Annotated in this window: 15 protein-coding genes and 3 tRNA genes; 8 read left to right on the top strand and 10 right to left on the bottom strand. The window is 71.8% G+C overall.

From position 1 onward, the window contains the following. Window positions 1–20: 20 nt before the first annotated feature. The 9 genes from H596_RS0111545 to H596_RS0111505 form a co-directional block, all read right to left on the bottom strand. Complete coding sequence (locus tag H596_RS0111545) at window positions 21–2,897, bottom strand: 2-oxoglutarate dehydrogenase E1 component (RefSeq protein ID WP_027285026.1); 2,877 nt, start codon at window positions 2,895–2,897, stop codon at window positions 21–23. Window positions 2,898–3,048: 151 nt separating this feature from the next. Next, window positions 3,049–3,945 carry a succinate--CoA ligase subunit alpha gene (gene sucD / locus H596_RS0111540; RefSeq protein WP_027285025.1) on the bottom strand — a complete coding sequence of 299 codons (897 nt, stop codon included), beginning with the start codon at window positions 3,943–3,945 and terminating at the stop codon, window positions 3,049–3,051. 2 nt (window positions 3,946–3,947) lie between these two features. Further along, on the bottom strand, window positions 3,948–5,144 hold the full coding sequence (gene sucC / locus H596_RS0111535; protein WP_027285024.1) for an ADP-forming succinate--CoA ligase subunit beta: 1,197 nt from the start codon (window positions 5,142–5,144) through the stop codon (window positions 3,948–3,950). 15 nt (window positions 5,145–5,159) lie between these two features. Beyond that, window positions 5,160–6,113, bottom strand: coding sequence for a malate dehydrogenase (gene mdh, locus H596_RS0111530; RefSeq protein WP_027285023.1), 954 nt, complete (start codon window positions 6,111–6,113; stop codon window positions 5,160–5,162). A gap of 134 nt (window positions 6,114–6,247) precedes the next feature. Beyond that, window positions 6,248–6,727, bottom strand: a complete 480-nt coding sequence (locus H596_RS23820) for a hypothetical protein (protein WP_156910099.1) — start codon at window positions 6,725–6,727, stop codon at window positions 6,248–6,250. A 190-nt stretch (window positions 6,728–6,917) separates the two neighbouring features. Next, a complete protein-coding gene (gene zapE / locus H596_RS0111520; protein ID WP_027285021.1) occupies window positions 6,918–8,114 on the bottom strand; it encodes a cell division protein ZapE in 1,197 nt (398 codons plus the stop codon). Window positions 8,115–8,168: 54 nt separating this feature from the next. Then, window positions 8,169–8,876: a metallophosphoesterase family protein gene (locus H596_RS0111515; RefSeq protein ID WP_027285020.1), complete on the bottom strand. Its 708-nt coding sequence runs from the start codon at window positions 8,874–8,876 to the stop codon at window positions 8,169–8,171. A gap of 121 nt (window positions 8,877–8,997) precedes the next feature. After that, window positions 8,998–10,129, bottom strand: a protein-coding gene (prfB, locus tag H596_RS0111510) for a peptide chain release factor 2 (RefSeq protein ID WP_156910098.1) whose coding sequence is annotated in 2 segments (ribosomal slippage) — window positions 8,998–10,059 and window positions 10,061–10,129 — 1,131 coding nt in all. Because the reading frame shifts where the segments join, the coding sequence is not laid out codon by codon here. 9 nt (window positions 10,130–10,138) lie between these two features. Further along, on the bottom strand, window positions 10,139–12,784 hold the full coding sequence (locus tag H596_RS0111505) for a penicillin-binding protein 1A (RefSeq protein WP_027285018.1): 2,646 nt from the start codon (window positions 12,782–12,784) through the stop codon (window positions 10,139–10,141). A gap of 133 nt (window positions 12,785–12,917) precedes the next feature. Between H596_RS0111505 and H596_RS0111500 the strand changes: the two genes are divergently transcribed. The 4 genes from H596_RS0111500 to H596_RS21205 are packed head-to-tail and all read left to right on the top strand — an operon-like array spanning window position 12,918 to window position 15,898. Further along, the gene (locus H596_RS0111500) at window positions 12,918–13,553 is read left to right on the top strand and encodes a hypothetical protein (RefSeq protein WP_245584000.1); all 636 of its coding nucleotides are present in this window, start codon (window positions 12,918–12,920) and stop codon (window positions 13,551–13,553) included. A 16-nt stretch (window positions 13,554–13,569) separates the two neighbouring features. Then, the gene (locus H596_RS23815; RefSeq protein ID WP_156910097.1) at window positions 13,570–13,710 is read left to right on the top strand and encodes a hypothetical protein; all 141 of its coding nucleotides are present in this window, start codon (window positions 13,570–13,572) and stop codon (window positions 13,708–13,710) included. A 4-nt stretch (window positions 13,711–13,714) separates the two neighbouring features. Next, entirely contained in the window at window positions 13,715–14,887 is a 1,173-nt protein-coding gene (locus H596_RS21210; RefSeq protein WP_051212852.1) for an MFS transporter, read from the top strand. Window positions 14,888–14,926: 39 nt separating this feature from the next. After that, window positions 14,927–15,898 carry a D-2-hydroxyacid dehydrogenase gene (locus tag H596_RS21205; RefSeq protein WP_051212851.1) on the top strand — a complete coding sequence of 324 codons (972 nt, stop codon included), beginning with the start codon at window positions 14,927–14,929 and terminating at the stop codon, window positions 15,896–15,898. Here H596_RS21205 and lipB read toward each other — a convergent pair. After that, window positions 15,892–16,572 carry a lipoyl(octanoyl) transferase LipB gene (gene lipB, locus H596_RS0111480; protein WP_027285016.1) on the bottom strand — a complete coding sequence of 227 codons (681 nt, stop codon included), beginning with the start codon at window positions 16,570–16,572 and terminating at the stop codon, window positions 15,892–15,894. The two genes, H596_RS21205 and lipB, sit on opposite strands and share 7 nt — an antisense overlap. 22 nt (window positions 16,573–16,594) lie before the next feature. Here lipB and H596_RS0111475 point away from each other — a divergent pair. The 4 genes from H596_RS0111475 to tuf all read left to right on the top strand — a co-directional run bounded on the left by H596_RS0111475 (window position 16,595) and on the right by tuf (window position 18,397). Next, window positions 16,595–16,680, top strand: a tRNA-Leu gene (locus tag H596_RS0111475). A 231-nt stretch (window positions 16,681–16,911) separates the two neighbouring features. After that, window positions 16,912–16,994 (top strand) — tRNA-Tyr (locus H596_RS0111470). Window positions 16,995–17,062: 68 nt separating this feature from the next. Next, window positions 17,063–17,136, top strand: a tRNA-Gly gene (locus H596_RS0111465). A 73-nt stretch (window positions 17,137–17,209) separates the two neighbouring features. Further along, a complete protein-coding gene (tuf, locus tag H596_RS0111460) occupies window positions 17,210–18,397 on the top strand; it encodes an elongation factor Tu (protein WP_027285015.1) in 1,188 nt (395 codons plus the stop codon). Window positions 18,398–18,399: the final 2 nt, after the last annotated feature.

The raw sequence follows: 18,399 nt of genomic DNA, 5'->3' as shown, positions 1-18,399 counted from the left end.
GGGGGTTCCTCAGTGGGGGGTCAGGCCGCCAGCGCCGCGCGCACCACGGCCGCCTGCTCCTGCTCATGCACCTTGGCGAGGCCGGTGGCGGGGCTCGCCGCCTCCTCGCGCCCGACATAGCGCGGGCGGAAGGCCTTGCCGCCCAGCCCGGCCAGCACCTTCTCCACGCGCCGGTCCACGAAGCTCCAGGCGCCCATGTTCTCGGGCTCCTCCTGGCACCACACCACCTCGGCGTTGCGGTAGCCCGCGATGGCGGAGGCCAGGCTCTTCGCCGGGAAGGGGTAGAGCTGCTCGAGCCGCACGATCGCCACGTCCTGGATGTTCTGCGCCCGGCGCGCCTCCAGCAGATCGTAGTAGATCTTGCCGGTGCAGAGGATGACGCGCCGCACCTTCTCCTCCGGCGCGATCGCGTCCGTCTCGGGGATGACGTATTTGAAGGAGGAGCCGGGCCCGAACTCCGCCAGCGAGGAGACGCAGAGCTTGTGGCGCAGCAGGCTCTTGGGCGTCATCACCACCAGCGGCTTGCGGTAGTTCGCCTTGAGCTGCCGGCGCAGCGCGTGGAAGTAGTTCGCGGGCGTGGTGAAGTTGCACACCCGCATGTTCCGCTCGGCGCAGAGCTGAAGGTAGCGCTCGAGCCGCGCCGAGCTGTGCTCGGGCCCCTGGCCCTCGTAGCCGTGCGGCAGCAGCATGACGAGGCCCGACATGCGCAGCCACTTCGTCTCGCCCGAGGCGATGAACTGGTCGATGATCACCTGCGCGCCGTTCGCGAAATCGCCGAACTGAGCCTCCCACAGCACCAGCGTGCGCGGATCGGCCAGCGAATAGCCGTAGTCGAAGCCGAGCACGCCGGCCTCGGAGAGCAGGGAGTTGAAGGCCTCGAAGCGCGCCTGTTCGGGGTGCAGGCGGTTCAGCGGCACGTATTCCTGCTGGTTCACCTGGTCCACCAGCACGCAGTGGCGGTGGCTGAAGGTGCCGCGCTGCACGTCCTCGCCCGAGAGGCGCACGCGGTGCCCCTCCAGCAGCAGCGTGCCGAAGGCCAGCGCCTCGCCGGTGGCCCAGTCGATGCCCTCGCCCGCCTCGATCGCCGCCTTCTTCTGCTCGAGCTGCCGGGCGATCTTGGGGTTCACGTTGAAGTCGGCCGGCACATGGCAGAGCGCCTTGCCCACCTCGCGCAGCGTGTCGAGGCTGACGGCGGTCTCGTGGAGCTGCTCCGCCTCGGCGCCGGCGCTGATCGGCTTGAGGCCGGACCAGTGGCCCTCCAGCCAGTCGGCCTTGTTGGGCTTGAAGCTCTGCGCCGCCTCGAATGCCTCCTCCAGCTTCGCGGTGAAGGCGTCCTGGATGGCCTTCGCCTCCTCGGCGGTGACGCTGCCCTCGGCGGCGAGCCGCTCGGCGTAGAGGGTGCGCGTCGTCTTCATCTCGCGGATGCGCTTGTACATCAGCGGCTGGGTGAAGGCGGGCTCGTCGCTCTCGTTGTGGCCGTGGCGGCGGTAGCAGACGATGTCGAGCACGATGTCCGCGTGGAAGCGCATGCGGAACTCGGCGCAGAGCCGCGCGCACCAGACCACCGCCTCGGGATCGTCGCCGTTCACGTGCAGGATGGGCGCCTGGATCGCCTTCGCCACATCGGTGCAGTAGAGGCCCGAATAGGCGTGCGCCGGCACCGTGGTGAAGCCGATCTGGTTGTTCGTCACGATATGGACGGTGCCGCCCGTGCGGTAGCCGATGAGCTGGCTCATCGCCAGCGTCTCGTACACCAGGCCCTGGCCGGCGAAGGCCGCGTCGCCGTGCAGCAGGATGCCCATGACGGAGCTGCGCGTCTTGGTGTCGCCCGCCATGTCCTGGCGCGCGCGCACCTTGCCCACCACCACCGGGTCCACCGCCTCGAGATGCGAGGGGTTGGGCTGCAGCGAGAGATGGACCATGCGGCCCGCGATCTCGATGTCCGTCGAGGTGCCCAGGTGGTACTTCACGTCGCCCGAGCCCTGCACGTCGTCGGGCTTGAAGCTCGTGCCCTTGAACTCGGCGAAGACCTGCGCGTAGGGCTTCTTCACCACGTTCACGAGCATGTTGAGCCGCCCGCGATGCGCCATGCCGATCGCGATCTCGCGCGCGCCATGGATCGCGGCCGTTTCGATCACCGCCTGCACGGCGGGGATGGTGCTCTCGCCGCCCTCCAGGCCGAAGCGCTTGGTGCCGACGTATTTCTTCGCGCAGAAGGCCTCGAAGGATTCCGCCTCGGTGAGCTGCTCCAGGATGCGCCGCTTGGCCGTGCGGTCGAAGGCGGTGGCCCAGGGCGCGCCCTCCACCCGCTGCTGGATCCAGGCCTTCTGGCCCGGGTCCTGGATATGCATGAACTCCACGCCGATGGGCCCGCAATAGGTGGCGCGCACGCGCTCCACGATCTCGCGGATGGTGGCCGTCTCGAGGCCGAGCACGTTGTCGATGAAGATGCGCCGGTCGAGATCGGCCTCGCTGAAGCCCCAGAAGGCGGGCGAGAGCTCGGGATGCGCCGGCGGCTGCTGCAGGCCGAGCGGGTCGAGCTTCGCCTCGAGGTGCCCGCGCACGCGGTAGCTGCGGATGAGCATCAGCGCGCGGATGGAGTCGAGCACCGCGCGGCGGGTTTCCTCCGGGTCCGTCGTGCGGCGCTGCGGGGCGGCGCCCTTGGCGGCGGGGGCGGCCTCGGGCTCGGGCGCGAAGCCGCCGCGCGGCCGCGGCGCCCAGGAGGCGCCCGAGGCGTCGCTCAGCACGGCGCGCGCGTCGTCGTTCAGCGCGGCGAAGAGCTCGGCGAAGGAGGCGTCCACGCTGTTCGGGTTCTCGACCCAGCGCGCGTAGAGATCCGCGAGGAAGGCGGCATTCGCCCCGTTCATCGCGCTGGCGAGGATGTCCACACCGGCCATGTTGCTTCACCGGGCCCGCTTGGCGCGCGCCCGTCCTTCCCTTGTTTCCGTGCCCGCCGCCGAGCCTCCCGCGGCGGGAAACCCCAGCATAGACCAAACGCGCCGGCAGGGCAGCGGGGGGAGGGGGGCGGATCGCGCCGCCCCCGCGGGTTCAGCGCCCGAGCGCCCGAAGCATGGTGGAGCCGAGCGAGGCCGGGCTGTCGGCGATGTGGATGCCCGCCTCGGCCATGGCGGCCATCTTCGCCGCCGCCGTGTCCTTGCCGCCCGAGATCACCGCCCCCGCATGGCCCATGCGCCGGCCGGGCGGGGCGGTGGCGCCCGCGATGAAGCCCACCACCGGCTTGTTCGGCTTGCCGGGCGCGAAGTTCTCGCGCGCCAGGAACTCGGCCGCCTGCACCTCGGACTGGCCGCCGATCTCGCCGATCATGATGATGGACTTCGTCTCGTCGTCCTTGAGGAACAGTTCGAGCACGTCGATGAAGTCCATCCCCTTCACCGGATCGCCGCCGATGCCCACGCAGGTGGATTGCCCGAGGCCCGCCGCCGTGGTCTGCGCCACCGCCTCATAGGTCAGCGTGCCCGAGCGCGACACGATGCCGACCGATCCGCGCCGGTGGATGTGGCCGGGCATGATGCCGATCTTGCACGCCTCTGGCGTGATCACGCCCGGGCAGTTCGGGCCCACGAGCCGGGACTTCGAGCTGCCGAGCGCGCGCTTCACCTTCACCATGTCCAGCACCGGGATGCCCTCGGTGATGCAGATGATGAGCGGGATTTCGGCGTCGATCGCCTCGAGGATGGAATCCGCGGCGAAGGGCGCGGGCACATAGATTACGGAGGCGTCCGCCCCCGTCGCCGCCTTGCACTCCGCCACCGTGTTGAACACGGGCAGGTTCAGCGTGGGGTGCATGGTGCCGCCCTTGCCCGGCGTCACGCCGCCCACGTAGTTCGAGCCGTAGGCGATGCCCTGGCTCGCGTGGAAGGTGCCCTGCGCGCCGGTGAAGCCCTGCGTCATCACCCGCGTGTTCTTGTCCACCAGGATCGCCATGGTCAGGCGGCCTTCTTCACGGCGGCGACGGCCTTCTGCGCGGCGTCGGCCAGGTTGTCGGCGGGGATGATCGCAAGCCCGCTCTCGGCGAGGATCTTCTTGCCCAGCTCCACATTCGTCCCCTCGAGCCGCACCACCAGCGGCACGGAGAGGGAGAGGTTCTTCGACGCCTCGACGATGCCGGTCGCGATCATGTCGCACTTGGCGATGCCGCCGAAGATGTTGACCAGGATCGCCTTCACGTTCGGGTCGGAGGTGATGATGCGGAAGGCCTGCGTCACCCGCGCGCTGTCGGCCGTGCCGCCCACGTCCAGGAAGTTGGCGGGCGAGGAGCCGTAGAGCTTGATGATGTCCATCGTCGCCATGGCGAGGCCCGCGCCGTTCACCATGCAGCCGATCTCGCCGTCCAGCGCCACGTAGTTGAGGTCGTTGCGGACGGCGTCCAGCTCCTTCGGGTCCATCTCGGTGTCGTCGCGCAGCGCCTCCAGGTCCTTGTGGCGGAACAGCGCGTTGTCGTCGAAGGAGACCTTGGCGTCGAGCGCGACCACATCGCCGCCCTTCGTCACCACCAGCGGGTTGATCTCGACGATGGCGCAGTCGAGCTCCGTGTAGGCGCGGTAGAGGGCGGTGACGAAGCCCACGAAGGCCTGCACCTGCTTCCCCTCGAGCCCGAGCCCGAAGGCCAGCTTGCGCCCGTGCCAGCCCTGCACGCCCGTCGCCGGGTCCACATGCACGCGCAGGATCTTCTCGGGGTGCTTCTCCGCGACCTCCTCGATCTCCATGCCGCCCTCGGTGGAGGCCATGATGGCGATGCGCCCCACGTCGCGGTCGAGCAGCAGGGCGAGGTAGAGCTCGCGCGCGATCTCGCAGCCCGCCTCGACGTAGAGGCGGTTCACCTGCTTGCCCTCCGGGCCCGTCTGCTTGGTGACGAGCACGGAGCCGAGCATCTTCGCCGCCTCCGCCTTCACCTCCTCCGGGCTGCGGGCGAGGCGCACGCCGCCCTTGCCGTTCGGGTCGTTCGTGAAACGCCCCGCCCCACGGCCGCCCGCGTGGATCTGGCTCTTCACCACATACACGGGCCCGGGCAGCCTGCGCGCCGCGGCCTCGGCCTCCTCCGGCGTGGTGGCCAGGTGGCCGTCGAGCACCGCCACGCCGTAGCGGCGCAGCAACTCCTTGCCCTGGTACTCGTGGATGTTCATGGCGGGGCCTTTCGCTCAGACGCCGAGCTTCTTGAAGTCCTCGATCAGCTTCTTCACCGCGTCGCAGGACTTGTCGAAGGCGGCCTTCTCCTCGGGGGTGAACTGCACCTCGACGATGCGTTCCACGCCGCCCGCGCCGATCACCACCGGCACGCCCACGTAGAAGTCGCGCAGCCCGTACTCGCCGTTCAGCATCACGGCGCAGGGCAGCACGCGCTTCTTGTCCTTGAGATAGGCCTCGGCCATCTGCACCGCGCTCGCCGCCGGGGCGTAATAGGCCGAACCGCGCTCGAGCAGCTTCACGATCTCGCCGCCGCCGTTCGCCGTGCGGGCCACGATGGCGTCGATCTTCTCCTGCGTCGTCCAGCCCATCTTCACGAGGTCGGGCACCGGGATGCCGGCGACGGTGGAGTAGCGCGTCAGCGGCACCATGGTGTCGCCATGGCCGCCGAGCACGAAGGCCGTCACGTCCTCGACGGAGACGTTGAACTCCTGCGCGAGGAAGAGGCGGAAGCGCGCGGAGTCGAGCACGCCCGCCATGCCCACCACCTTGTGCGCCGGCAGGCCGGACTTCTGCTGCAGCGCCCAGACCATCACGTCGAGCGGGTTGGTGATGCAGATCACGAAGGCGTCGGGGCAGTAGGTGCGGATGCCCTCGGCCACCTGCGCCATCACGCCGGCGTTCTTGGTCAGCAGGTCGTCGCGGCTCATCCCCGGCTGGCGCGGGAAGCCGGCGGTGACGATCACCACATCCGCGCCCGCGATGGCCGCGTAGTCCGACCCGCCCGTCATGCGGGAATCGAAGCCGTCCACCGGGCCGGACTGCATGATGTCCAGCGCCTTGCCGGCGGCCACGCCCCCGAACACGTCGAAGAGCACGACGTCGCCGAGCTCCTTCAGGCCGATGAGGTGCGCGAGGGTGCCGCCGATGTTGCCGGCGCCGACGAGGGCGATCTTCTTGCGGGCCATGGATGTGCCTTTGTGCTTGCCTTCCGGGTCGGCGCATCGTTACCCCGCGCCCGGTTGTGCGGCAAGGCGGGCCCGCCCGCCCTCGCGCGCCCGTCGGAGACCCTGCGAGACGCCCGGCGTCGCCGCCGCCGGGATCAGAGCGGCATGCAGCGCACGACGTTGCTGTGCCCGATGGCGGTGGTCGCGATGGTGCCGTCGGGGCAGGAGGTCTGGCTCATCGCGGCGGGCGCGAGGCCGCCGGTCCAGCGGAAGGCCGTGTTGCGCGGCTGGGCGCCGCAGACGCGGCGGCCGTTGCGCACCACGCAATGGGCCATGGCGCTTTGCGCCACGCGCTGGCCGCCTGACGCGGCGGGGTTCGCGCCGCCGCGGGCGGTCGCATAGGGCACGGCCGAGGCGGAGCGCGCCGCCTGCCCCTGGGCGCGCGGCTGGCCGGCGGAGGCCGGGCGGCGCGCCTGGGCGGCGGGCCGGGCGGCCCCGCGCCGCGTCATCTGCGCGCCCGGCGCGGTGGCGCGCTGGGATTGCGCGGTGGGGCGCGCCTCGCTTCGGGCATCCGCCGTCGCGGGCGCCGCCGCCGCCAGCCCGAGCCCGAGCAGCCCCGCCATGATCGCGCGCATCGAGAAGCCCATTCGCCTGTCCCCCATTCCCCAACGGCCCCGCCGCGCGGCGCCGAACACCCTCGTTGCCTTGTCTGTCTCTCTCGCCCGCGGGTGTCCTTCATCGCCCCGCTTCGGCCATCCCGGACGGTCGCCGCGGCAGCCCCCTCCCGGGCGAGCCGCGCTCCCGACAGGTTACGGCGTATGACAATCAGGGGAGGTGTGGCAAGTCGAAATACGCAAGGCTCTGCATTTCCACGAGGCGCGAGGCGGTGCGCTCGAACATCGCCGCGTTCTCGCCGCGCTCGTAGAGCTGATCGGGCGGCGCGGCGGCCGAGGCGAAGAGCTGGCAGCGGTGGTCGTACAGCGCGTCCACCAGGGTGATGAAACGCCGCGCGCGGTCGAAATTCTCCGGGCCGAGGCGGGGGATGCCGTCCAGGATCAGCGTGTGGAAGTGCCGCGCCAGCGCCAGATAGTCGCCGGGGCCGAGAGGGGCGCCGCAGAGCGCCTCGAAGCCCATCCGCGCCACCCCGCCCGCGGCCTCGGGAATCTCCAGGTTGCGGCCATGCACGGTCAGCGTCACCGGCGCGCCATGCGCCGTACCGGTGAGCTCGAGGAAGGCGGCGTCCAGCGCGCGTTCGGCCCTTCCATCGGCAGGGACATGCCAGCGCGCGGCGCCCTGCATGCGGTGGCGGCGGTAGTCCTGCGCGGATTCGAGCTCGATCACCTCGAGCTGGCGCTCGATCAGCGCGATGAAGGGCAGGAAGGCGTCGCGCCCCGGCCGGCCCTTGAAGAGATCCTTGGGCGCGGTGTTGGAGGTCGCCACCACCACCACCCCGCGCGCGAAGAGCGCCTCGAAGAGCCGGCCCAGGATCATCGCGTCCGCGATGTCGTGCACCTGGAACTCGTCGAAGCAGAGCAGCGAGGCCTCGGCCGCGATGGAGTCGGCGAGCGGCGGGATGGGATCCTCGCCCGCCGGGTGGGTGCGCTTCCAGTCATGGATGCGCTGGTGCGCCTCCTGCATGAAGGCGTGGAAATGCAGGCGGCGCTTGCGCGGCACCTCCGCCGTCTCGAAGAAGAGGTCCATGAGCATGGACTTCCCCCGCCCCACCTGGCCCACGAGGTAGAGGCCCTGCGGGGTGCCCGGCGGCGGCGCAGCGAGGTCGCCCGAGCCCTTGCGGGCCGGCTTGGCGGGGCCGTTCTTCAGCCCGAACAGCTTGCCGAGCAGCCCGGATCGGGCGGAGGCGGGGGCGAGGGGCGGGGGCGCATAGCCGCGCAGCCGCTGCCACAGCCCCTGCAGCAGCTCCGCCGCATGGGCCTGCGCGGGGTCGGGACGCAAGGCGCCCGCCTCGACGCGCGCCCGATAGGCGGGCAGGGGGCCTTCGCTCAACCGCGTCACCATGTTCATGGAGCGCCGGCATAGACCCGCGCGCGACGCGGCTCAATCCGGGGCGGGGGAGGGTCAGGCTGTGAGCAGCCCGATCCGGTCCTCCTCGAAGACGCCGCAGGTCAGCACGCCGCCATAGACCGCGCCCGTGTCGAGGTTCACGCGGTTCGCGCGGATCTCGGCCACCCGCTCGCGCACCGGGGTGTGGCCGTGGACGATGACGGCGCCGTGATCGGCCTCGCTGTCGAGGAAGGCGCCGCGGATGCGCAGAAGGTCATCGGCGCGCTGGGCCTCCAGCGGCACGCCCGGCCGTACCCCGGCATGCACGAAGAGATAGGGGCCCACCCGGTGCGACAGCGCGAGGCCGCGCAGGAATCCCTGATGCGCGGCGGGAATCCCGGCCGCCCATTCGCCGCGCGGCGTCCAGTCCGGCAGGCCCCAGGAGCGCAGCGCCTCGCGCCCGCCATAATGGAGCCAGTCGGTCGCGGAAGGGGCGTCGCCGTCCAGCGCCGCGAGCAGCGTGGCCTCGTGGTTGCCCATCAGGTTCACCACGGGGCAGGCCGAGAAGCCCATCGCGGCCGCGATGGCCCCGGCGCTGTCCGGCCCGCGGTCGATGTAGTCGCCGAGATGGACAAGCAGCGCCTCGCGCGGCGGGTGGACGCGCAGATCCTCGGCGATGGCGGCGTGCAGCGCCCGCAGCCGATCGGCGCAGCCATGCACGTCGCCGATGGCGTAGACCCGCATGCCGGGCGGGAGGCTGGCCGGCGCGCGCAGCCACCTCATGCCAGCGACCGCTGATTCGAACCCTGAGAAGACGGCGCGGCCGCTGGCATGCCCTCGCTTCGGCGCGCCGCCGCCCGCCAACCCGGCATGCGCGATCCGTCCGGCGTGACCGCCAGCCCTATCATCGCGCCGCCGCGCTCGCCTCGCTGCGCGTGGCGCCCACGCGCGCGGCCAGCGCCGCGGCCATGAACTCGTCGAGATCGCCGTCCAGCACCGCGGCCGGGTTGCCCTTCTCCACGCCGGTGCGGAGATCCTTCACGAGCTGATAGGGCTGCAGCACATAGCTGCGAATCTGGTGGCCCCAGCCGATGTCGGTCTTGCCCGCCTCGGTCGCCGCCGCCACCGCCTCGCGCTTCTGCAGCTCGAGCTCGTAGAGCCGGGCCTTGAGCATGCGCAGCGCGATCTCGCGGTTGCGGTGCTGCGAGCGGTCCTGCGTGCTGGCGGCCACGATCCCGGTCGGGATATGGGTGAAGCGCACCCCGGACTCGGTCTTGTTCACGTGCTGCCCGCCGGCGCCGGAGGCGCGGAAAGTGTCCACCTTGAGGTCGGCCGGGTTGATCTCGATCTCGATCTTGTCGTCGATCACCGGATAGACATAGACCGAGGCGAAGCTCGTTTGCCGCCGCGCCGCCGCGTCGAAGGGCGAGATGCGCACCAGGCGGTGCACGCCGCTCTCGGTCTTGAGCCAGCCATAGGCGTTGGGGCCGGAGACCTGGATGGTGGCGGATTTGATGCCCGCCTGCTCGCCGTCGCTCTGCTCGGTCAGCGTCACCTTGTAGCCGTGCGCCTCGGCCCAGCGCATGTACATGCGCAGCAGCATCTCCGCCCAGTCCTGCGCCTCGGTGCCGCCGGCGCCGGCGTTCACTTCCACATAGGCGTCGTTCGCATCCGCCTCGCCGGAGAGCAGGCTCTCGATCTCGCGGCGCTTGGCCTCGGCGGCGAGGCGCTGCAGGTCGGCGACCGCGGCGTCGGCGGTGGCCGTGTCGTCCTCGGCCTCGGCGAGCTCGATGAGCTCGAGCGCGTCCCGCACCGCCTGTTCGAGCTTGCGCACCCCCTCGATCTGGTCGGCGAGGCGGGTGCGCTCGCGCATCACGCGCTGCGCCTCATCGGGGTTGTTCCAGAGGTTCGGATCCTCGGCCCTGGCGTTCAGCTCGGCGAGGCGGGCGGTCGAGGCATCCCAGTCAAAGATGCCTCCTCAGCAGGGACACCGAGGCGGTGATCTGCTCTTGCAGCGAAAGGGCGTCGGCACGCATGGGAGGCGCTCAATACAGCCCGCCCAGCCCGCTGTCCACGCGCGCCGCCGCGCCGGGATTGGCCGGCCCGCCGCCCGCGCCCCATTCGCCGGGCGCGACGGCGGCGTTCTCCGTGCCGGGGCGGAAGGCCTCGAGGATGGTCTGCCCCGTGTCGTGGGTGATGCGCACCAGCGCCACGCCGGGCGGGGCGCGGAAGGGCACGGGCGGGCTGCCCTGCAGCGCCGCCGCCAGCACCTCGCGGAAGACGGGGGCGGCGAGGCGGCCGCCCGTCACCTCCACGCCCTGCTCGCCGGCGCGCTGCAGCGTGCGCGGCTCGTCGTAGCCGATCCAGACGGCGATCACGACATCGGGCGTGAAGCCGACGAACCAGGCGTCCATGAAGTCGTTGGTCGTGCCGGTCTTGCCCGCCACGGGGCGGTTCAGCCCTTCGCGCGCGCGGGTGCCGGTGCCGCGTTCCACCGCGCCCTGCAGGATCGACGTCATCTGGTAGGCGACGATGGGATCCACGATCTGGCGGCGGTTGTCGGTGAGGCGCGGCGGGCCGCCCTCGGGGCCGGCGTCGCAGCCCTGGCAGCTTCGCGCCGAGGCGCGCCAGATCACCCGGCCGCGCTGGTCCTGCACGCTGTCTATTAGGGTGGGCTCCACGCGGCGGCCGCCATTGACGAAGGCGGCGTAGGCGGCGGCCTGGCGCAGCACGGTGGTCTCGCCCGCGCCCAGGCTCATCGCCATGAAGCGCGGCATGTTGTCGATCACGCCGAAGCGCGCGGCCGTCTCGCTCACCCGGTCCATGCCCACCTCCTGGGCGATGCGCACGGTGGCGAGGTTGCGCGAGAGCTCCATGGCGCGGCGCATGGAGACATAGCCCATGGTGCGCCCGTCGCTGTTCTGCGGCCGCCAGACCTGGTTGCCGATCATCACCTCCACATCCGCGTCCAGGAAACGCTGGTTGGGCGGGATGCCGGCCTCGAGCGCCGGGACATAGACGAAGGGCTTGAAGGAGGAGCCGGGCTGGCGCAGGGCCTGGGTGGCGCGGTTGAACCAGGACCGCTCGAAGCTCCAGCCGCCGGACATGGCGAGCACCCGGCCCGTGTGCGGGTCGAGCGCCACCACCGCGCCCTCCACCTCCGGCAATTGCCGGAGCTGCACGCGGTCCGCCCGCAGCGCGACGGGCTGGGCGCGCGCGCCGGGGGCGGCGGCGACCGGGGCGGGCGGTGCGCCGGGCTCGATCAGCACCACATCGCCGGGCTGGACCACATCGGCCATGCGGCGCGGCGGGGCGCCCAGGCGCTGCGGCTGCTGCGGGTTCGCCCCCGGGGTGAGGGGACGCGCCCAGCCGAGATCCTCGAGCAGCAGCGTTCCCGTGCGGGGCTCGGCCGGGGCGCGGGCATGGGCGCGCTCGAACCAGGCCACCCGCGCCTCGCGCTCGCGCAGCTCCAGCACCACGGCGTGCCGCCATTCGGGCAGGGCGCCGGGCGGGCGGGGCGTGGCCTCCAGCGCCGGCAGCCATTCGGTCGGGCCATGCGCGATGCGCGCCACGGGCCCGCGCCAGCCGCCGCGACGCCGGTCGAAATCGAGCAGCGCCCGGCGCAGCGCCGCATCCGCCGCCGCCTGCAGCCCCGGGTCGAGCGAGGTGCGCACCACGAGGCCGCCGCCCTGGGTCTGCTCCTGCCCGAAACGGGAGAGCAGCTCGCGCCGCACCTCCTCGGTGAAATACTGGCCGACGGGCAGCATCTCCGGCCGGCGGGTGGGGCGGGCCACGAGGGGCTCGGCGCGGGCGGCGGCGGCCTCCTCGGCGGTGATCGCCCGGTCCTCGAGCATGCGCTCGATCACCCAGTCGCGCCGGGCGCGCGCGGCCTCGGGGAAGCGCAGCGGGTTGTAGTTGTTGGGCGCCTTGGGCAGGGCGGCGAGGAAGGCCATCTCCGAGAGCGTCAGCTCATCGAGCGCCTTGTTGAAATAGGCCTGGGCGGCGGCGGCCACGCCATAGGCCTGCGCGCCCAGGAAGATCTCGTTCAGGTAGATCTCGAGGATGCGGGATTTCGGCAGCGCCTGCTCGATGCGCAGCGCGAGCAGCGCCTCGCGCGCCTTGCGCAGCACGGTGCGGTCGCTGCCCACCAGCATGTTCTTCGCCACCTGCTGGGTGATGGTGGAGGCGCCGATCATCCGCCGGCCGGAGCCGTAGTTCTGCAGGTTCGTCACCACGGCGCGCAGGATGGCGGCCGGGTCGAGCCCCGCGTGGCTTTCGAAGTTCTGGTCCTCGGCCGAGATGAAGGCCTGTTGCAGCCGGCGCGGGATGGCCTCGATGGGCACGAAGACGCGCCGCTCATGCGCGAGCTCGGCCATCAGCCGCGAATCCGCGGCGTAGATGCGGCTCATCTGCGGCGGCGAGTAGTCCGCGAGCCAGCGATAATCCGGCAAATCGGCCGCGAGCTGCCGGTACAGGCCATAGCCCGCCACCCCGGCGGCCAGCAGGCCGGCGGCGGCGAGGATGGCGAGGCTGCGCAGGAAGCCGCCGAACAGGCGGAAGGGCCGCCGCGCCGCGGGCTTCGCGGGGCGCTGGGGCCTCTCGGCAGGGCGCGAGTCCACGGCCATGCGCTGGAAGGGCGCGGGGCCCGGAGCCGGCCCGCCCGGCGGCGGGGGCGCTGGGGTCTCGGTCATCGCGGGCTGCATAGCACGGATCGCGCGGCGAAAGCGTGGCCATGGGCGCTGGCCGCCCTTGCGGGGAGCGGGGGGCTCATGCCAGCGGCCGCCGGCAACAGGCGGGGGCTTGGCCTTGCGGTGGCGCGCCGCCATGCTCGCACCCCTCCTCGCATCCCGCACCGAGCCCGCGCGCCTGAGCCTCGAACCGCCCCCGCCCTATTTCGCCCAGTGGGAGAGCGAGGCGCTCATCCCCGAATTCCTGGCCGGGCGGGACGCGGCGAGCGACCCGCGCTGGGCGGATTCGGGCGCGGAGACGGCGGAGGAATACGCGCGCTGGGCGCATCACCTCTGCGGCATGGCCTGCCTGCGCATGGCGATGGCGGCCCGCGGCGAGGATTTCACCATCCACGCGCTGCGCCGCGCCGTGCAGGCGCTGGGCGGCTATGTGGAGGAGCCGGACGGGGCGATCCGCGGCCTGATCTACGCCGGCGCGGTGGCCTGGCTGCGCGGGCGGGGCATACCCGCGCGCATCCTGCTCGATGCGCCGCTGCCCGCGCTGGCGCCGGGGCAGCTCTACATCGCCTCGGTGCATGCGCGCATCCGCACGCCCGATCTCGCGCCGCCGCACCGCGGGGGGCATCTCGTCCTGCTCTTCGGAAGGGACGGGGAGGGGCGGCTTCGCTTCCACAACCCCTCCGGCCACTCGCCCGAGACGCGGCGGGACGCCCGCCTTCGCCCCGAGGAGTTCGCGCGCTACCATGCCGGGCGCGGCATCCTGATCGGCTGAAGCGGAGGAGGCGTCCATGCGGCGATGGGTTCCGATCTTGGCGCTGCTGCTGCTCGCCGCCCGCGCGGAGGGGGGGCGCAGCGCGCCCGCGGCCGCCTCGGGGCCCAGCCTCTCCATCGGCGGCAGCGTCAGCGGCATGATGATGCACGGCCGCTGAGGCCGTGCCGCTGGCCCGCACCAGCGACCGGGGGCTCGTCCTCGGCATCGCGGCGAACCAGCTCATCGGCTGGGGCACGCTCTTCACGCCCTTCACCCTGCTGATCCAGCCCATGGAGCGCGAGCTGGGCTGGAGCCGGGCCGAGATCAGCGCGGCCTTCACGCTGGGGCTGCTCGTCTCGGGCCTCGCCGCCGTGCATGTGGGGCGTTTCGTGGACGCGCGCGGCGGGCGCTGGCCGCTGGGCCTGGGCGGGCTCGCGGGGGCGGCGCTGCTCGGCGCCTGGGCGATGGTGTCCGACCTGCGGGTGTTCTACGGGCTCTGGTTCCTGATGGGCCTCGTGCACGCCACGGCGCTCTGGAGCCCCGCCATGGCCGTGGTCGTGGCGCTGGCGCGCCAGCCCATGCGGGTGATCACGGGCATCACCTTCATCACCGGCTTCACCGCCACCGTCTTCATCCCGCTGACCGAGGCGCTGATCCTCGCGCTCGGCTGGCGCGGCGCGCTCTGGGCGCTCGCCACGCTGCAATGCGCGGCGGGGCTGCTCGCGCTCTGGCAGTTCGCCGAGGCCCGCCCGCCGCCGCCGAGAGAGGGGGCGCGGCGCGCGCCGCTCGCCGAGGCGCTGCGCCGCCCGGCCTTCTGGGGGCTCGCGCTGCTGCTCTCGGCCCATTCCTTCGTGGGGGTGGGGCTCGCGGCGCATCTCGTGCCGCTGCTGCGCGAGAGGGGCCTCGACGAGGCCAGCGTGATCTGGCTCGCCGCGCTGCACGGGCCTTTCCAGGTGGCGGCGCGCGGCCTGCTCTTCGTCGCGGGGCCGCGCGCGCCGCTCGCCGCGGTGGGGGTGTTCTGCGTGACGCTGATGCCGCTCGCCATCGCCTGGCTCGCGCTCGCGCCGCCGCTTTTCGGCTGGGTGCTGGTGTTCACCCTGGGCTGGGCGGTGGCGGATGGGCTGCTCTCCATCGTGCGGGCCGGCGCGCCGGCCGAGATCCTGGGGCGCGAGGGCTATGGCGCGGTGACGGGCGCGCTCGCCCTCGCCTCCGCGCCGATGCGCGCCTTCGCGCCCGTGATCGTCGCACTCGCCTGGCAATGGTCGGGCGGCTACGACGCGGCGATCTGGATGCTCGCGGCGGCGGGGCTGCTCGCCGCGCTCGGCTTCGGCGTGGCGCTGCTCGACCGGCGCTGAGGGGGCCGTTACGCTGGCGGCGAGACAGGACGAGAGCGCATGCCCGCCGCCACGCCCCCCGCCCCGCTGCTGATCCTCTGGAACGACCAGAACGGCCCCTACCGGCGCGCGCTGGAGGCGGCGGGCGTCGCGGACGCGTTCCGCATCGCGGAGGTGAAGCGCGCCGAGCGTCCGAGCGTGGAGCAGCTCGCCGAGGCGGAGGCGATGATGTGCTGGGGCGCGCCGCCCGGGCTGCTCGAGGCGATGCCGCGGCTGCGCTGGATCCAGTCCATGACGGCCGGGGTGGAGCATTGGCTCGGCCGGCCCGACCTGCGCGAGGGCATCGCGCTCGCCTGCGCGCGCGGGACGCATCGCGTGCAGATGCCCGAGAACATCCTGGGCGCGCTGTTCCACATCACCAAGCCCTATCACCAGGCGGCGCTGGACCAGCGCGAGGCGCGCTGGACGCGGCGCGTCTCGCGCAGCCTGGCGGGGACGACGCTCGGCATCCTCGGCCTCGGCGCCATCGGGCAGGAGCTCGCGCGCAAGGCCGCGGCGCTGGAGATGCGCGTGATCGGCACGAAGCGCGGCCCCGCGCCCCTGCCGCATGTGGAGCGGGTCTTCGGCCCCGGGGAGACGGAGGAGGTGCTCGCGCAGTCCGACTTCGTGGTGCTGCTGCTGCCCTCCACGCCCGAGACGGACAACCTGATCAACGCCGCGCGGCTCGCGCGGATGAAGCCCACGGCCTGGCTGATCAATTTCGGCCGCGGGGGCGCGATCGTGGATGCGGATCTCGTGGCGGCGCTGCAGGCCGGGACCATCGCGGGCGCGGTGCTCGATGTGTTCCGAGAGGAGCCGCTGCCCCCCGACCACCCCTTCTGGACCGCGCCCAACTGCGTGGTGCTGCCGCATATCGGCGGGCTGCACCCGCAGCGCGACGAGGCGGTGGCGGCGCTGCTGGCGGAGAATGCGCGGCGCTTCCTGGCCGGAGAGCCGCTGCGCGAGGCGGTGGACCGGGCCCTGGGCTACTGAAAGACTTCGGCCCAGGCGGCCATCAGCGCCGAATCCAGCTCCTCCATGCTGGCGAGCACGCCGAGGTCGTGCAGGCTGGTCACGCCATGCTCGCGGATGCCGCAGGGCACGATGCCGGAGAAATGCGAGAGATCGGGCTCCAGGTTGAGCGCGATTCCGTGCCAGGAGACCCAGCGCGTCACGCGCACGCCGATGGCGCCGATCTTGTCCTCGCGCAGCCCGCCCCCCGGCGCGCGCCGCGCGACCCAGATGCCCACGCGCCCCTCCCGCCGCTCGCCGCGGATGTTGAATCGGTCCAGCGCGCGGATCATCCATTCCTCCAGCGCATGGACATAGGCGCGGATGTCGCGGGCCGGCACGCGCCCATGCGGGCGGGCGAGGTCGAGCATCACATAGGCGGTGCGCTGGCCGGGGCCGTGATAGGTCCATTGCCCGCCGCGGCCGGCGGCGTAGGCCGGGAAGCGGCGCTCGACCAGCTCCTCGGGTTTCGCGCTGGTGCCGGCGGTGTAGCTCGGCGGATGCTCCAGCAGCCAGACGCATTCCGGGGCCTCGCCCGCCCGGATGGCCGCCACCCGCGCCTGCATCGCCTCCAGGGCGGCCGGATAGGGCGTCAGCCCCTCGGAGACGGCCCATTCGAGATTCGTGACAGGGTCGGTTGAACCGGGCGGGATCATGCGCTAATGCCCTCGCCGCGTCGCGGTCGTGGCGGAATGGTAGACGCGCTAGCTTGAGGTGCTAGTGGGGGCAACCCCGTGGAAGTTCGAATCTTCTCGACCGCACCAGTCCCTGACAATCGAATGGTGTCGACACGGCCGGCGGAGACGCCGGATCGCGGGCGCGCGCCGGCTGGCTGGCATCCCGCGCGGCGCGCCGCTCCGGGGCCTGCTCGGGCCGCCGAGGGCGCGCGCGGGCGGCGCCGCGCGCCACGGCATGAGCCCATGCGCGGTGCGCGCCGGGCGCGATTGACAGGGCGGGGCGAAACCGCTTTACGGCCCGCGCTTCCGGCCGCGTGCGGAGGGGTGCCCGAGTGGCTAAAGGGGACAGACTGTAAATCTGTTGGCGCGAGCCTACGTTGGTTCGAATCCAACCCCCTCCATATCTCCGGTGCAGGAAGCGGGTGCCGCCCAGGCGGGTGGCGCTCCTGCAAGCAGCGTCCGCCTCGGCGCGGGTGTAGCTCAATGGTAGAGCTCCAGCCTTCCAAGCTGGCTATGGGGGTTCGATTCCCCTCACCCGCTCCAGGGTGGAAGCTCCCTTGCGCTGCGCTCCCGACGGTGCGGCTTCGGAACAGATCATTCTTGGAGCGGGACCACGATGGCCAAGGCGAAGTTTGAGCGCACCAAGCCGCACTGCAACATTGGGACGATCGGCCATGTGGACCATGGCAAGACGTCGCTGACTGCGGCGATCACGAAGGTGCTGGCGAAGAAGGGTGGTGCGACGTTCACGGCGTACGACCAGATTGACAAGGCGCCTGAGGAGCGTGCGCGGGGCATTACGATTTCGACGGCGCATGTGGAGTACGAGACGGCGAACCGTCACTATGCGCATGTGGACTGCCCTGGCCACGCGGACTATGTGAAGAACATGATCACGGGTGCGGCGCAGATGGACGGCGCCATTCTCGTGGTGTCTGCGGCGGATGGTCCGATGCCGCAGACGCGGGAGCATATTCTGCTGGCGCGTCAGGTGGGCGTTCCTGCGCTGGTGGTGTTCCTGAACAAGATGGACATGGCGGACCCCGACCTGGTCGAGCTGGTGGAGATGGAGGTTCGCGAGCTTCTGTCCTCCTATCAGTTCCCTGGGGACGACATTCCGATCATCAAGGGTTCTGCGCTGTGCGCGCTGGAGGACCGGAACCCCGAGATCGGGGAGCAGGCGATCCTTGCCCTGATGGATGCTGTGGACAGCTACATTCCGCAGCCCGAGCGTGCGATTGACCGTCCGTTCCTGATGCCTGTGGAGGACGTGTTCTCGATTTCCGGCCGCGGCACTGTGGTGACGGGCCGGGTGGAGCGCGGCGTGGTGAAGGTGGGCGACGAGGTGGAGATCGTTGGCCTTCGCGACACGCAGAAGACGGTGGTGACGGGCGTGGAGATGTTCCGCAAGCTGCTGGACCAGGGGCAGGCTGGCGACAACATCGGGGCGCTGCTGCGCGGGACGAAGCGCGAGGACGTGGAGCGCGGTCAGGTTCTTGCGGCGCCTGGCTCGATCACGCCGCACACGAAGTTCAAGGCTGAGGCGTACATTCTCACGAAGGAGGAGGGTGGTCGTCACACGCCGTTCTTCACGAACTACCGTCCTCAGTTCTACTTCCGGACGACGGACGTGACGGGCGTGGTGAAGCTGCCTGAGGGCGTTGAGATGGTGATGCCCGGGGACAACATCTCGATGGAGGTGGAGCTGATCGCGCCGATCGCGATGGACGAGGGTCTGCGCTTCGCCATCCGCGAGGGCGGCCGCACCGTCGGCGCCGGCGTGGTGGCCAGCATCCAGAAGTAAGC

The sequence above is a fragment of the Rubritepida flocculans DSM 14296 genome (genome assembly GCF_000425365.1).
Taxonomy (GTDB): domain Bacteria; phylum Pseudomonadota; class Alphaproteobacteria; order Acetobacterales; family Acetobacteraceae; genus Roseococcus; species Roseococcus flocculans.
The sequence above is the reverse complement of the archived record's forward strand: the minus strand, read 5'-3'. Positions and strand labels throughout refer to the sequence as shown.